Below are 15,581 nucleotides of genomic sequence, written 5' to 3'. Positions count from 1 at the left end.
AGCCAAGCCCTTTTTCAGCAGCCTGTTAATCCGCAGTGCAAGCAATTGATCCATTTTCGCCTCCGAAAAGCACCGCAGCGGAATAATCCTCGCAAGCGGGTGTGATTGCTGGTTCATGCAACTGACGAGGCTGCATCACGTCAGAGGGGCAAAACCCTCGCAGCAATTCATGTCCCGAGCGGTAGCTGCGTCCGTTCGGTGAGACGAGTATCGGACATCAGCCCGCGCTTAACTCGACATGCGACCCGAGTTTCGTTCTCTCGGAAACGGCCGGGATACAATGCCTCGCCGGGGCTGCAGTATAATGCTTTCGCGTCAAGCTGTAGTCAAGCGCCAAAAGCCGCAGATATTCACATTATTTCTATAGCGTTCAAGATGTTACCTTACAGAACATTTGAATGATGGTCGCTCAATACTTGTTAGGATATCACGCGGAGCGCCGTGAACGCCCGGCGGCGCAATGCTCGCCAACCATGATTGAAGCGCCCGCGCATCACCATCATTCACACCCGCCACGCGATGCCCACGGCCACCCGCCGCAAGGTGCATCAAGCCATCGGGCATCATTTGAGGATCAGCGCCAAAATACCATGTAGCCGCCTCATCGAATATCAGCACCGGCGCGGACGTGTCTTTGCGGAATTCCTCATCGCCGGGATGATAATCAGGCCGCAGGCGCTTGAAGCCGCCGCTTGCATTTGCCCGATATACCGCGTCCGATCGGCCACGATAGGCGCGCTCGTAATCGCCCACGTCCAAAACCTGGGCAACACGACCTGCCCAAACCACAACGCCGCGTGGCGCTGGACTCGGGCGACAACCGACGACCCACTCTCCAGGCTGAGTGCCACTGCGAATCTTCGGTTTGCAAGTGGCGAGCGTTACTAATCCGTGATCAATGCACGGGGCCACCCCGCTATCGTGTTGTAGAATGTAGCGCAAAATTCGAGTCATGATCGGATCAGGCCAACAATTTCATTCATCCAATCCAGCGCCAGTCGATTATCGCCAACATCGGTTACAAATTCCTGCCCGCGTGCGACAATCTCAAGCCTGTCAGCGTCTAACCATCTCTCGGGTTTTCGATGAAATGAGAGGCCCGCTTGGGCGAGCCATTTTGGTACGATCCAATGCCGAAGCGGCCCGCCGGGCTGCGTCAGACGCAGCGCACTATGGTCCATCCCAGCGACGCCGCCCTCGCCGCGATAGACCGTATTATTGGCGTTCCACTCGCCGATCGTGTGAGGGTGGGGTCGGACGAGTATGTCGAGAGCGGCAAGCGACGATGGCGCAGCCGCCTCATGAACCCGCAAATACCCAAAAATGCGATGATGGCGCTCGCCTGTAGCCTCGTCGGCAAACAGGCCAAAAAAAAGAAATACGTCGCCGACGCCAACGCCCTGATTGCTAAGGTGAGATTGGGCAGCGCCGCACTGTCCAAAAATGCACTGGCCATTAATGAACATCGGGTCTTCGTGGCAAAGATGATGCCGTGCGATTTTTCCCCGCGTACTTTTTTCTACAAGCTCCCCAAGCCCCAGCATCTCATACGTCGTGGCCGACCGGCGGCTTGTCGGGATTGGAAGGCTGACAGGACGCCCGGCGACTATCGGCGATGGCGCACCACCCGAACCGGTATCGAAACCCTTCCGACTTAGGACAATTCGCAAATTTCGACCGATCCGACCTATTGGCCAAGGTGGCTTACCAAAGCCGTGATTTTCATGCAGCGGATTTGATCGAAACGATATCTGCGCCCTTGCGCAGGGTGTCGAGGTGGTTGCTCCACCACTGCGCCATTTCGACGCGCTCCGCCCAATGAGCGCCGCGATGATAAGCGGCGCGGATCGTGTCGCGATCCTTGTGCGCCAAGGCGCGCTCGATTGCGTCTGACGACCATTTGCCCGACTCATTGAGCAGCGTGCTCGCCATCGCTCGAAAACCGTGCGCGGTCATTTCGTCAACCGTGAACCCCAATCGCCGAAGCCCGCCATTGACGGTATTTTCCGACATCGGTTGCAGGGCAGATCGCATGGATGGAAAGACGTATCGCCCATGCCCGCTAAGGTCGCGTAAGCCCTCAAAAAGCGCGATGGCTTGGCGGGACAGGGGAACGACATGCTCCATGCGCCCCTTCATCTTTGCCGCCGGAATTCGCCAGACGGCAGCGTCTAAGTCGATTTCCGACCATTCGGCCCTTCGCAACTCGCCGGGTCGAACGAAAAGCAACGCTGAAAGCTGTAACGCGGCGCGCGTGAGAGGGTGGCCCTCATAGCCATCAATGGCGCGGAGCAATTCGCCCGCCGCTTTCGGATCGATGATTGCGGCATGGTGCTTGGGCTTCCGGCTGGCCAGCGCACCACGCAGATCGCGAGTAGGGTCCGAAGGGGCAAGTTGGTTGGCCACGGCATAGCGAAACACCTGTCCGATGAACTGCAACGTCCGATGTGCCTTTTCATCGTTCTTTGCGGCCTCGAACGGGCGAACGGCTTCCAGTATCTCGAACGGCGCGATTTCCGCGATCGGGCGCGAACCGAGCGGCCTATCCACCAGACTGACAAACCACTCCCGCTTTCTGATCGTGGCATCGGCAAGCCCATCGCGCCGGTTCTTTGCAATGCAGGCATTGGCAACCGCACTAAAGGTGTTCACTGCGCCGACCTTAGCGGCATGTTTCTCGCGGCGCTTTTCGTCCGCCGGGTCTTTGCCCTGAGCGAGCAAGCGCCGCGCAGCGTCTCGCGCTTCCCGCGCCTCTTTCAGGCCAATTTCGGGATAGGTGCCAATACCTAGCTTCTTTTCTACTCGCTTGGCATTGCCCGCCTCATCGCGCCCGTCGATCCGATATTTCATGCGCCAGAGCATCCCGCCCGATGGCTGGACCAGCAAGAACAAGCCCTTTTCATCGGCAAGCTTGTAGGGCTTCGCGCTAGGCTTCATGTTGCGGAGAGTCGTGTTCGTGAGAGCCATTTGGGGGCCACGCCTTTCTTACATTTTGAGTTGGCCCCCAGCGTGGCCCCCAAAATCGTCCGATTGCGGACGATCAACGGCGAACACTAGCGATCAAACTAGCGTCGTTTATAGCAGATTTCCGTGGTTTTCTCAACCGTTGGCGAACATCGGCGAATGGGAGAATGGTGCCGCCTACAGGACTCGAACCTGTGACCCCCGCATTACGAATGCGATGCTCTACCAACTGAGCTAAGGCGGCGCGATGGCCAAGGCCGTCGTGTTGGCGGCGCTTAGCAGTCGTTGCTATGGCTGACAAGCGTTGCGAAAGTGTTGCCGGTCGGCATCCTGCGATCAATTTACGCATCGTTTACCACGCATGCTGCACAAGCGGCGGAACCGGTGCTCGAACGGGGCCGTGTAAGGATTGAACGACATGGATATGGCGCATAGCGGAGCCGACCGAAGCGACGACGATGGCGTGCCTCAGTCATCGGGCGGTGGCGGCGACGACCAGCCGCCGGTCATCGGCACCGACGAACGCCGCATGCATGTGCGCGCCTATAATTACTGGGTGTCGCTGCTCGACGGTCGCGCCTATCCCTCGATCGAGGATCTGGACCCCGCCAACATCGCCGATTTCGGGGCAAACAGCGTGTTGCTCGATTTCTCGATGGGGATCGAGGATCCGGCGATCCAGTTTCTGGGCCGCGCGCTTCGCGACGAAACGCTGGTCGATTCGTCGATCACCCATATCAGCCAGGTGCCGAGCCGTTCGCTGCTATCGCGGCTGACCGACCATTATCTTCAGATCATCGCCAATCGCGCGCCGATCGGATTCGAAGCTGAATTCGTCGGCCAGCGCGGGCACAACACGCTGTATCGCGGCATTCTGATGCCGTTTTCGTCCGACGACGACACGATCGACTTTATTTATGGCGTGATCAATTGGAAGGAACTGGTCGACGCCGAAACCCAGGCGCAGTTGCATGCCGAACTCGACGCAGCCCGCCGTGACATACCGAACCCGCCGATCGCGGCTACCGCCTGGGCCGACGGACCAAGCGGCGGTTTCGAGACGGTTCCTGACCCCGATCCCGCCCCCGCCGAGCTTGAAGCGGCCCCCGATCTGGACACCGACCTGGGTGCCGATGCCGGGCTGACCGACCATCTGGCACATGCCCGGGCCAGTGCCGAGGAGTTGCGCGGATCGGATAATCGGTCACGAATCGCGCTGTATCGCATGCTGAACCATGCCTATGCCTTTGCCGCCGCCGCCGATCGCGATCCAAAGGGCTATGCCGATCTGCTCGAGGATTGGGGGCTGAGAACACAAGCGCGCGCGCCGATGACGCCGATCGTGAAGCTGATTCTGGGCACCGATTACGATAAGACTCGGCTGACCGAATTTGCCTGCGTGCTGATGCATGCGCGCCGCCAGATGGTTGCGCCTTCGGCCTTTGCCGATTTTCTGGCGAATGCGCCGGGCGGCATCAAGGGGGTGGTCGCCGCCGAACGCGCCGCGCGGCGTCCGCTGCCCAAGCCCGATACGCTCGACCGGGCCGCCGCCACGCTTCGATCCCGCGCGCCGATCGCCCAGGTGCCGATCGCGGCGGGCGATGATGAGTTCGTGCTGCTGCTCGCGCGTGCGGGAAGCAACGGGATGCTCGACGTCATCGCCCGGATCGACGAATCGGCCGGCCTTACCCAAAAGGCGATCCGCAGCACCGAAAGCTGATTGTAGCGCTACCAACGCCTTCGCGCCTGCTACAAAGCTTGAGTGACACCAAAACGGAGCGCATACGCCCGACTATGTTGAAGCAAGCAAGCAAATCGCTGATCAAGGCGATCGACGCGCGACTTTTTGAGCACGCGCTACCAGGAGAGTTGGAAGGTTTCGGCAATGCCGACCGTGCGGAAGCCGTGCGGTTCGTCGCCGAGACGGCAAGTCGGCGTCCGCCCGGCTGCCCCGCGATCGCCATCGAAACCTTTCACCGCGGTGATCTGCGGCGAATGCGGCTGGCGATCGTCAACGACGACATGCCCTTCCTGGTCGATTCGATCGCCGCGACGATCGGCGCGCATAATGTGCCGATCGAGCGGATCATCCACCCGGTGCTGCCCGTCATTCGCGCCGCCGACGGCTCACTCGAAAAGATCGATCCGGCGGGCGCGCGCGAATCGATGGTGTATATCGAAACCGACCGGATCGACGCCAAGCCCAGGCGCGCTCTTGCCGCCGAACTCGATCGCAATCTGGGCCATGTCCGCCAGGCAGTGACCGATTGGCCCGCCCTGCAAGCCGCGATCGCCGCCGATGCCGACCAGACCGAGGACGATGAAGGCGCGGCGTTGCTGCGCTGGTTCCTGTCGGGGAACATGACACTGCTGGGGCATGAACGCTGGTATCGCGATGGCCGCGATACGCCCAAGCTTGGCATCGCATCGCAGCATTTCGACGTGCCGCTGCTGGCAGAATCCTCGCGGTTGCTGGCGCTGCAATGGTTTGAACAAGGTGGTGTCGCGCCGCTGCTGTTGAAGTCGAACTGCATCGCGACGGTGCATCGCCGAGTCCCGCTCGACCTGGTCGTGTCGCCGATCCGTGAGAAGGATGCGGTAGTCGGGCTGTCGATGCACGCCGGGCTGTGGACCAGCGCCGCGCTGCACGCCAGCGCCAACGAAGTCCCCCGGCTTCGCCGGAACCTTCGCAGCCTGGTCGATCGTTTCGGCTTCGATCCGCGCGGCCATACCGGCAAGGCGATGGAGCATGCGCTAACGTCGCTGCCGCATGATCTGACCACCGCGTTTCCGGTCGAATCGCTCGAGCAACTGACGCTGACGTCAATGTCGGTCGCCGATCGGCCGCGCCCGAAGCTGGTGCTGGTCAAAAGCTCGCTTGGCCGCCACTTGTTCGCCTTTGTCTGGCTGCCGCGCGACGAATTGACCACCGCGAGGCGGACGTCGATCGGCACGATGCTGACCGATGCCGCCAATGCCAGCCTGCTCAACTGGACGATCAGCGTCGAGGATGGCGAGATCGCGCTGATCCGCTACACGCTCGATCTGCGCGGCGACGGGCGGATGCCCGACGTGGCGGCGCTCGATGAACGGCTGGTGCGGATGATGCGCGGCTGGAACGCTGCCGTCGAAGCGGCGCTGACCGAGGTGGCGCCTGCGCGCGCGACCCGGCTGGCGCTGCGCTATGCCGCCACCTTCCCTGCCAATTATCGCAATACCACGGCGGTGGAACAGGCAGCGCAGGACGTGCTGCGCTTGGCCGAATTGGCCGATGACGATGCCCGGCAAGTGCGGATCATCGCCGACGATCAGCTCGACGATAATGTCTTCCGCATCAAAATCTATCGCACTGGCGGCGCGCTGCCGCTGTCCGATGCGGTGCCGGTGCTCGAAAATTTCGGCTTTCGCGTGATCGAGGAAGTGCCGACCGACCTGATCGACGATACCGCGCCGGTCATCCATGACTTCCTGGTGCAAATCCCGCGCGCGCCCGACGCCGAGCGCAATTTGGACCGCCCGGTGGTCGAGGACGCGATCCGTGCGGTGCTCGAAAACCGCGCCGAGAATGACTGTTTCAACCGGCTGATCGTCGAAAGCAGCATGGCACCGCAATCGGTGGTGCTGCTGCGCGCCTGGTTCCGCTATCTGCGCCAGACCGGCCTGCCCTATGGCCTGGCCACCGTCGTCGACGCGCTCCACCGCGCGCCAAAGGTAACGAATGCGCTGATCGCCCGCTTTGCCGCCGCGCATGATCCGGCGGCGCGCAAGGGTGCCGAGGCCGCGATGGAAAAGGCGACTGCGGCGATCGACGCCGGGCTCGACCAGGTATCGGCGATTGACGACGATCGCATCCTGCGCACCTATCGCGGCGTGGTGATGGCGACGCTTCGCACCAACGCCTGGTCGCCCGCCGCCAATGAAGCGCTGGCGTTCAAGCTCGACAGCGCCCTGGTGCCCGGCCTGCCGCAACCGCTGCCGTGGCGCGAAATCTTTGTCTACAGCCCGCGCGTCGAGGGTATCCATCTGCGCGCCGGCCCGGTTGCGCGCGGCGGGCTTCGCTGGTCCGACCGGCGCGACGATTTCCGCACCGAAGTGCTGGGGCTGATGAAAGCACAGCGCGTGAAGAACGCGGTGATCGTGCCTACAGGGGCCAAGGGCGGATTCTATCCCAAGCAATTGCCGTCGCCCGCCAACCGCGACGCCTGGCTGGCCGAGGGCACCGAAAGCTATCGCATCTTCATCCGTTCGCTGCTGTCGATCACCGACAATATCGTCGAGGGCGCGGTGGTGCATCCCGAGGGTGTCGTTATCCATGACGGCGAAGACCCCTATTTCGTCGTCGCCGCCGACAAGGGCACCGCGACCTTCAGCGACGTCGCCAACGCGCTGGCGCAAGAGCGGGGCTTCTGGCTGGGCGATGCCTTCGCCAGTGGCGGGTCAAAAGGCTATGACCACAAGGCGATGGGCATCACCGCAAAGGGCGCGTGGGTTTCGGTGCAGCGGCATTTCGCCGAAATGGGCGTCGACGTGCAGGCCGATCCGGTCAGCGTCGTCGGCTGTGGCGACATGTCGGGCGACGTGTTCGGCAACGGCATGTTGCTGTCGAAGGCGATCCGGCTCCAAGCAGCGTTCGATCATCGCCACATCTTCCTCGATCCCGCCCCCGATGCGGCGGCATCGTGGGAGGAGCGCGCGCGGCTGTTCGCGCTGCCACGATCGAGCTGGGCCGATTATGATCCGGCGCTGATCTCAAAGGGCGGCGGCGTGTTCGCGCGGTCGGAAAAGAGCATCAAGCTGTCAAAGCAGGTGCGCGAGATGCTGGGGATCGAGGATGAGGCGCTCGATCCGACGACGCTGATCCAGGCGATCCTGAAGGCACCAGCCGACCTGATCTGGTTCGGCGGCATTGGCACCTATGTGAAGGCGGCGCATGAGAGCCACACCGATGTCGGCGATCCCGCCAATGATCGCACCCGCGTCAATGCCGAACATCTGCGCGCGCGGGCGATCGGCGAAGGGGCCAATCTGGGCGTCACCCAGGCCGCGCGCATCGCCTTTTCGGCCAAGGGCGGGCGGATCAATACCGACTTTATCGACAATTCGGCTGGCGTCGATTGTTCGGATAACGAGGTCAACATCAAGATCGCGCTCAATCGCGAAGTGACCGAGGGCCGGCTCAAGCTGGCCAAGCGCGACGAATTGCTGGTGTCGATGACCGACGACGTCGCGCATCTGGTGCTTGAGGACAACCGGCTGCAAACGCTGGCACTGTCGTTCATGGAGGCCGATGGCCCGGTAACGGTGCCGAGCTATTTGCGGCTGATCGAAATCCTCGAGGCATCGGGCAAGCTCGATCGCGCGGTCGAGGGGTTGGGCAGCAACGAAGATTTGCTGCGGGTGGCGCAGGATGGGCGCGGGCTTACCCGGCCCGAACTGGCGGTGCTGCTCGCCACCGCCAAGCTGGCGTTGCAGGAGGCGATCGAACACGCGCCCCTGGCTACCGACAGCGCGACCGAGGCCGATCTGGTGGCGGCATTCCCGCCGCAGATGCGAAAGAAATTCGCCACCGCGATCCGCGAACATCGGCTGCGCGGCGAGATCGTCGCGACGAAACTCGCCAATCGAATCGTCAACCGGCTGGGCGTGTTGCACCCCTTTGAGTTGGCCGAGGAAGAGGGCGCGGCGATGGCCGATATCGCCGCAACCTTCGTCGCTGCCGAGCATCTGTTCGGCTTGCCGGCATTGTGGGCCGAAATCGAAACCGCCGACATGCCCGAGGCGGCGCGGCTTGCGCTGCTGGAGGAAGTGGCCGTCGCGGTACGATCGCAAATGGCCGATCTGCTGCGCACCGCCCCCAGCGGCACCAGCCCCGCCGATCTGGTGGCGCGATTGAAGCCCGGTATCGCCGATCTCGACAAGAAGACCCGCGAATTGCTGCTCGACGAAGCCAGCGCGCAGAGCAGCCGGATCGCCGGCCGGCTCGAAGGTGTCGGCGCGCCCAAGCCGCTGGTGCGCAAGGTGGTGCGAATTTTCGAGATGGACGGCGCGGTCGGCCTGGCGGACCTGAGCGCACGGCTGGGGATCGAGGAGGCGGTGCTGACGCGCGCCTTCACCCATTTGGGCCGCGCGCTTGGCCTGGATTGGGCACAGGCCAATGCGGCGCGAATCAGCTCGGGCGATCCGTGGGAACGGCTGTTGATCGCCGGGCTGGCGCGCGATTTCCAGCAGTTGCGGCTCGATTTCATCGGCCGGTCGGGCGGGGCCGATCCGCAGGCGTCGGTCGATCAATGGCTGCGCGCGAACAAGCCACGGGTCGAGCAATTCGCAGCGTTGGTACAGCGCGCGCGGCGGGCACCGGCACCCAGCGCGGCGATGCTCGCGCAAATCGCCGGCCAGGCACGGGTACTGCTGGGGCGATGACCTGTTAAATCCCTCTCCCCTTTTGGGGAGAGGGGCAGGTGGTTAAACCTCAGCCCACCTACGCAGCAAATTGTGATACACCCCGGTCAGTTCGATCACCGAGCGATCGCCCTGCCCCAATTGGCCGCCCAGCCGCTGTACCGACTGGTCGAGATCGAATAACAGCCGCCGGGCACCGTCGTCGCGCACCATCGATTGCAGCCAGAAAAATGACGCCACCCGCACGCCGCGCGTGACCGGCTCGACACGGTGGAGCGATGATGCCGGATACAGCACCATATGCCCCGCCGGCAGCTTCACCCGTTGTTCGCCGAAGCGATCCTCGATCACCAGTTCGCCGCCGTCATAATCGGCGGGGTCGGCAAGAAAGAGCGTCGCTGACAGGTCCGAACGGATGCGAAAGTCGCTGCCGCGCTGGAGTCGGATCGCGTTGTCGATATGCGCGCCGAACGCCTGCCCGCCGCCATAACGATTGAACAACGGCGGAAAAACCTTGGCGGGAAGGGCGGCGGCGATGAATAGCGGCGAACGCCCCAGCGCATCGAGCACCAATCCCCCGGCTTCGCGCGCCGCAGCGCTGCCCTCGGCCAATTGCTCGTTGCGCTTGGCCAGCGCCGATTGCGGGCCTGACGTCACATTACCGTCGACCCAGTCACCCCGGTCGATCAGGCCGCGCAGGTGCGCAACCCCGGCGGCATCGAACAGGTCGGGAATCGCGATCAGCATGAGTATCCCTTAGCGCTTCATGGCCTGAAGCATAGCCGTTCGTCCTAAGCGGCTGCTCAGGACGAACGGGCAAGCGTGGTTCAGAAGCTGTAGAACAGGCTGAACACCGCCGATCGCGCATCGCCGGGCGTTGCCCAGCCATTGTTGCGGATGCCGGTATAATAACGCTCGTTGGTCAGGTTCTGGACGTTGACCTGCGCGGTCAGGCCGCCGGCAAAGGCGTAGGACAGGAACGCACGGTGGGTGAGGAAATCCTCGCCCTCAAGCTGGATCGGTGCCGCGAGCGTCGACTGATTCAGCGCGAAGCTGCCCTGATAGGTCATGCCATACCCAACCTGCAGCCCGAACGGCAGCGTGTAGGTGGTGAACAGGCTGCCCGAATGATCGGGAGTCTGGATCAGGACATTGCCAGCCTGCGGATCGCGGAGATCGACCATATTACCGCATGGATTGGGAACGGGCGTGGTGGGCGGCGTGGTTGGGCGCGGCCCTGGATTGGCGAGGCAAAAGTTCGAGACGCTCTGCAGGATTTCGCCCTTTAGATAAGTATAGTTGGCGAAGATGCTCCATGCAGGGGTGATGTTCCCCGACGCGCCCAGCGCGATGCCATCGACGCGCGACCGGCCATCGAGCACCTGAACGGCCGGTGCGACCGGATCGTTGGTGGGCACGCGGAAATTGGTCCGTTCGTTGCGGAATACCGCCGCGGTGAGCTGAAGGCGGCGATTGAACAGATCAGCCTTCGCCCCGACTTCATAATTCTGGCCGGTTTCAGGGGCGACGTCGCAAACAGTGGTGCAGCCCAGCCGCACGGTTGCCGAACTTGGCGTCTTGGAATTGCCATAGCTTGCATAGATGCTGGTATTGGGTGCCGGCTTGAACACCAAACCACCGCGATAGCTGAACAGATTTTCGTCATTAATCTGGTTCACGCCCCGGGCATAGGCACCGCCGGTTGCGGGGGTCGCAAACGTGTCTGCACGAAATACCGAGTTCAGCTGTTCCCAGCGCACCCCGGCATTCACCTCGAACATCTCGCCGATTTCGAGCGTGTCAAAGGCATAGACTGCGGTTGACCGGCTCTCGCCCTGCGAGCGACCGCCGATGATCCGGTTTACCGGGCCGGTATAATTGGTGTTCGGGTCGCTGATCGAAATCGGCGGCAACGCCGGATTGGGCGTTGCACCACCCGGGCTACGCAACAAATTGCCGGTTACCAGCACATAATCTTCCTGCGCATAGGCTGCGCCGACCACCAGCGTGTTGCGCAGACGTCCTGCCGTACCCGATACCAGCGTCAGATCGGTCTGATTATACAGCAGATCGTTCCATTGATCGCGCACCAGCCCGCGCGGGCCACTGGGATAATAGAAGCCGGGCACGTTTTGGGCGGGGACGGTGGCAGTGGCGGCCGGGCAGGCAACGCCCAGCGGCGTGCGACCATTGGCCAGACAAAACACTCCCTGCGGCGCGCTGGTTACCGTCGGCTGATGCACGCGCTGATAGCGGGTGAGGTTGCGCATCGTCAGCGAATCACTGATCTGATGAGTAAAGGTGGCAGTCAGGCGGTCGACCTGGGTCTCCTGCGAATCGAGGTTCGCGATACCGAAATAATCAGCGTCGTCGATCCCTTCAGGCACCCCACCTGCGGTCGCATAATAAGGGGTGCCGAAGATCGGCACATTATCGTCCTTCTGGTGGACATAGGCGAGCGTCAGGCTGGTGGGGCCGTCGATGCCGATCGTGATCGACGGTGCTACGCCCCAACGCTTGAAATTTTCCACGTTGCGGCCCGGCACATCATTGCGATGATACATCGCGTTCAGCCGTACCGCGATCAGATCATTAACGCGCACATTGCTGTCGACCGACGCACGATAATATTGATCGGTGCCGATGCCGGCCGATGCGATCGTCAGGTCGCGTGCCTGCGGCACTTTCGACACCAGGTTGATCGTACCGCCGACCGATCCCGATCCGTTGAAGACGGTGTTGGCACCGTTATACACTTCGATCTGTTGCAGATTGAACGGATCGGTGCGGCTATATTGCGCGGTGTCGCGCACGCCGTCCTGAGTGATGTCGTTGTTTGCCGAATAGCCGCGCAGGTTAATACTGTCGCCATAGCCCGCCCCGCCTTCGCCGGCACCAAAGGTGATGCCGGGAATGGTCTGTAGCGCGTCGCGCAGGGTCAGCAGGTTTTGCTTGCGAATGGTCTGATCACTGATGACGGTGATCGTCTGCGGCGTATCGAGCAGCGGCGCGGTCGCCTTGGGGCTTTCGAGGGCCTGCTCGTGCTGCCCGGTCACGACGATGTCGTCGCGTTGCGGATTGTCGCGGCGCTCCTGGCGAGTCTGCGGACGCTCGCTGCCCGCCGGATCGGCGGCGAAGGCTGGAGCCGAAACGAGCGCGCCGACGCACGACAATGCCAGGAAAGCCGGCAGTGCCGGGCGGTTGGAAGATGTAGCCAAGTTGTGAACCCCTTAAACGTTTCGGCGCGAGTTATTGCGACTGGTTTGCAGTGTCAATGCAAATGCGAATGGATCGCACCTTTGTCGCGAATTTGTCGCGGAAAAGCATCGCAGTGTTTTCGTGTGACCGGCTTGGCCCGGGGCCTAGAGCCTTCTATCGAACCAACAGCACCCAGAAGCACGGACCCCTGCCCCATGACCGTCACCATCCGCAGCGCCGACCTGATCGAAAGCGTCGCCGACGCGCTGCAATTCATCAGCTATTACCACCCGATGGATTACATCCGTGCGCTGGGCGAGGCCTATGCCGCCGAGCAATCGCCCGCCGCCAAGGATGCGATCGCACAGATCCTCACCAATTCGCGGATGTGTGCCGAGGGGCATCGGCCGATCTGCCAGGATACCGGCATCGTCAATGTGTTCGTCAAATGGGGCATGGACTGCCGGCTAGACGACACTTCGCGCAGCTTGCAGGAGGTTGTCGATGAAGGCGTGCGCCGCGCCTATCTCCACCCCGAAAACCGGCTGCGCGCGTCGATCCTCGCCGATCCCGCCTTCACCCGGCGCAATACCAAGGACAATACGCCAAGCGTCCTGCACGTTGAGATGGTGCCCGGTGCCACCGTTTCGATCGACGTCGCGGCCAAGGGCGGTGGCTCCGAAAACAAATCGAAGTTCAAGATGATGAACCCGTCGGATTCGATTCTCGATTGGGTGCTTGAGATGATCCCGCAAATGGGTGCCGGCTGGTGCCCGCCGGGGATGCTGGGCATCGGTATCGGCGGCACCGCCGAGCGCGCGGTGCTGCTGGCCAAGCAATCGCTGATGGAGCCGATCGACATGGGCCAGCTCAAGGCGCGCGGGCCGCAAAATGATATCGAGGCGCTGCGGATCGAGATTTTCGACAAGGTCAACGCGCTGGGGATCGGCGCGCAGGGGCTTGGCGGGCTTTCGACGATCCTCGACGTCAAAATATACGACTTCCCCTGCCATGCGGCGGGCAAGCCGGTGGCGATGATCCCCAATTGCGCTGCGACTCGCCACGCGCATTTCACGCTCGACGGATCGGGACCGGCCTATCTCGAAGCGCCCAAGCTCGACCAATGGCCCGACGTCAATTGGACGCCCGACAAGGCAGCGATCCGCGTCGACCTCGACACGCTGACGCCCGACGTGGTGCAAGGGTGGAAGCATGGCGACCGATTGCTGCTCAATGGCAAGATGCTCACCGGGCGCGACGCGGCGCATAAGCGGATCAAGGACATGCTTGATGCGGGCGAGCCGCTGCCGGTCGATTTCCGGGGCCGCGTGATCTATTATGTCGGGCCGGTCGACCCGGTGGGCGAGGAGGTGGTCGGCCCCGCCGGCCCCACCACCGCGACGCGGATGGACAAGTTCACCCGGATGATGCTCGATCAAGGGCTGCTGGCGATGGTCGGCAAGGCCGAGCGCGGAGTCGATACGACACAGGCGATCGCCGAGGCGAAGTCGGCCTATCTGATGGCGGTCGGCGGCGCGGCGTATCTGGTGGCGCGCGCGATCAAGGGGTCGAAGGTCGTTGGCTTTGCCGATCTGGGGATGGAGGCGATCTATGAGTTCGAGGTGCAGGACTTCCCGGTGACGGTGGCGGTGGATAGCGACGGGCAGAATGTGCATCATCTGGCGCCGCTGGTTTGGCGCGAGAAGATCGCTCGTGAAGGCTTGCTCGAACAAGCCTGATAGGGCTGGCAACGGCACCTTTGGCGTCGCTGTCGGTTGAAGGGCGACCTTTCATGGCATGAAGGTTTGTGATGGCGCTGGGTATGCGGTTGCTGCGATGGGCGGGTGTGGTGCTGTTGTGGCTGGTGGTTGCCGGATGCCTGGCGGTGACGATCGTGCCGCGCTTTCTCGATCGCATCTATTATCGCGGGCCAGCCAGCGGTCATTTCGATGGCGCGCGGTTCTTCAATCCCGATGGCGAAGACCCCGCACCGCCGGGCGGCGGCAATCGCGGGCGGTTCCTGATGAAGCGGATCACCGGCGAAGGCGATGCGGCATGGCCGGCCAGCGTGCCGGTGCGGCCGGCAAAGCCCGCGCCGCGCGTGGCGGGGCAGGCGATGGTCGCCACCTGGGTCGGCCATGCAACGGTCCTGGTGCAGACACAGGGGCTCAATATCCTCACCGATCCGGTGTGGAGCGACACCGCCGGCCCCTTGGGCTTCGGGCCGCGCCGGGTGACGGTGCCGGGCATCGCCTTTGACGATTTGCCCCCGATCGACCTGGTGCTGGTCAGCCACAATCATTACGACCATCTCGACCAGGCGACGCTGAAGCGGCTGTGGCAGCGTGACCGGCCGGTGATCGTCACCAGCCTGGGCAATGACAGCGTGATCGGCCAGGTCGGCGTGCCCGCGCGGCGGCTCGACTGGGGGCAGCGGATGGCGTTGCGGCCCGGGATCGAGGTTGCGGTGACGCGCAACCATCATTGGGGCAGCCGCTGGTTCAGCGATCGCAACCGCGCCTTATGGTCGAGCTTCGTCGTCACCCTGCCCGGCGGCAATTTGTTCTTTGCCGGCGACACCGGCTTTGGCGACGGGCAATGGCCGGGCGAAGCGGCGGCGCTGGGGCCGGTGCGTTTCGCGATCCTGCCGATCGGCGCGTTCCGCTTCGCGCCGGGGCAGATGGCGACCGACAATCATATCGGCCCGCCCCAGGCGATTCAGGTGCGCGATCGGCTGGGCCAGCCCTTTGCGCTGCCGATCCATTGGGGGACGTTCAAACTGTCGAGCGAGGCGCGCGACACGCCGCCGCGCATGCTGTCCGCGCTGATGCGGTGCAGCGGCATCGACCCCGCGCGCTTCACCCCGGTGGCGGTGGGCAGCGCGGTCACCGTGCCGCCGATCGGCGCGGCAAATACGGCGCTCGACGAGGCGCGATTGACCCGCTGTGCAACCAACGCGGACGTAACGACGCTCCCCTGAAGCCGCGCTTCATGCTATATCGCCGCTCGGTTCGGGGGAG

At 63.0% G+C, this 15,581-nt stretch carries 9 protein-coding genes and 1 tRNA gene; 4 read left to right on the top strand and 6 right to left on the bottom strand.

Going from position 1 to position 15,581, the window contains the following annotated elements; genetic code table 11:
• Positions 1–378 precede the first annotated feature (378 nt).
• The 4 genes from QU44_RS14010 to QU44_RS13995 all read right to left on the bottom strand — a co-directional run bounded on the left by QU44_RS14010 (position 379) and on the right by QU44_RS13995 (position 3,208).
• A complete protein-coding gene (locus QU44_RS14010) occupies positions 379–954 on the bottom strand; it encodes a hypothetical protein (protein WP_197054332.1) in 576 nt (191 codons plus the stop codon).
• A complete protein-coding gene (locus QU44_RS18525) occupies positions 951–1,670 on the bottom strand; it encodes a hypothetical protein (protein WP_081988058.1) in 720 nt (239 codons plus the stop codon). Before QU44_RS18525 ends, QU44_RS14010 begins: the two co-directional genes overlap by 4 nt.
• Positions 1,671–1,722: 52 nt before the next feature.
• Complete coding sequence (locus QU44_RS14000) at positions 1,723–2,967, bottom strand: tyrosine-type recombinase/integrase (RefSeq protein WP_033922985.1); 1,245 nt, start codon at positions 2,965–2,967, stop codon at positions 1,723–1,725.
• Between the two features lie 165 nt (positions 2,968–3,132).
• A tRNA-Thr gene (locus QU44_RS13995) sits at positions 3,133–3,208 on the bottom strand.
• Positions 3,209–3,382: 174 nt separating this feature from the next.
• On the opposite strand from QU44_RS13995, the gene QU44_RS13990 reads away from it, so the two are divergent.
• Both QU44_RS13990 and QU44_RS13985 read left to right on the top strand, forming a co-directional pair.
• Entirely contained in the window at positions 3,383–4,684 is a 1,302-nt protein-coding gene (locus QU44_RS13990; RefSeq protein WP_033922984.1) for a PAS domain-containing protein, read from the top strand.
• Between the two features lie 74 nt (positions 4,685–4,758).
• Positions 4,759–9,384 carry an NAD-glutamate dehydrogenase gene (locus tag QU44_RS13985; protein ID WP_033922983.1) on the top strand — a complete coding sequence of 1,542 codons (4,626 nt, stop codon included), beginning with the start codon at positions 4,759–4,761 and terminating at the stop codon, positions 9,382–9,384.
• Positions 9,385–9,426: 42 nt separating this feature from the next.
• Here the strand turns inward: QU44_RS13985 and QU44_RS13980 are convergent, their stop codons facing one another.
• Complete coding sequence (locus QU44_RS13980) at positions 9,427–10,110, bottom strand: Fe2+-dependent dioxygenase (RefSeq protein ID WP_033922982.1); 684 nt, start codon at positions 10,108–10,110, stop codon at positions 9,427–9,429.
• Positions 10,111–10,190: 80 nt separating this feature from the next.
• Positions 10,191–12,581 carry a TonB-dependent receptor gene (locus QU44_RS13975; RefSeq protein ID WP_033922981.1) on the bottom strand — a complete coding sequence of 797 codons (2,391 nt, stop codon included), beginning with the start codon at positions 12,579–12,581 and terminating at the stop codon, positions 10,191–10,193.
• A gap of 195 nt (positions 12,582–12,776) precedes the next feature.
• Here QU44_RS13975 and QU44_RS13970 point away from each other — a divergent pair, with 195 nt between their 5' ends.
• Positions 12,777–14,300: a fumarate hydratase gene (locus QU44_RS13970; RefSeq protein WP_033922980.1), complete on the top strand. Its 1,524-nt coding sequence runs from the start codon at positions 12,777–12,779 to the stop codon at positions 14,298–14,300.
• Positions 14,301–14,371: 71 nt separating this feature from the next.
• The gene (locus QU44_RS13965) at positions 14,372–15,541 is read left to right on the top strand and encodes an MBL fold metallo-hydrolase (RefSeq protein WP_033922979.1); all 1,170 of its coding nucleotides are present in this window, start codon (positions 14,372–14,374) and stop codon (positions 15,539–15,541) included.
• Positions 15,542–15,581: the final 40 nt, after the last annotated feature.

The sequence above is a fragment of the Sphingomonas sp. 37zxx genome (assembly GCF_000786205.1).
In the GTDB taxonomy this organism is placed as follows: Bacteria; Pseudomonadota; Alphaproteobacteria; order Sphingomonadales; family Sphingomonadaceae; genus Sphingomonas.
The sequence above is the reverse complement of the archived record's forward strand: the minus strand, read 5'-3'. Positions and strand labels throughout refer to the sequence as shown.

Coding starts and splice junctions, on each gene's coding strand:
- QU44_RS14010 (WP_197054332.1), bottom strand. CDS start 954: ATGACTCGAATTTTGCGCTACATTCTACAACACGATAGCGGGGTGGCC.
- QU44_RS14000 (WP_033922985.1), bottom strand. CDS start 2,967: ATGGCTCTCACGAACACGACTCTCCGCAACATGAAGCCTAGCGCGAAG.
- QU44_RS13990 (WP_033922984.1), top strand. CDS start 3,383: ATGGATATGGCGCATAGCGGAGCCGACCGAAGCGACGACGATGGCGTG.
- QU44_RS13985 (WP_033922983.1), top strand. CDS start 4,759: ATGTTGAAGCAAGCAAGCAAATCGCTGATCAAGGCGATCGACGCGCGA.
- QU44_RS13980 (WP_033922982.1), bottom strand. CDS start 10,110: ATGCTGATCGCGATTCCCGACCTGTTCGATGCCGCCGGGGTTGCGCAC.
- QU44_RS13970 (WP_033922980.1), top strand. CDS start 12,777: ATGACCGTCACCATCCGCAGCGCCGACCTGATCGAAAGCGTCGCCGAC.
- QU44_RS13965 (WP_033922979.1), top strand. CDS start 14,372: ATGGCGCTGGGTATGCGGTTGCTGCGATGGGCGGGTGTGGTGCTGTTG.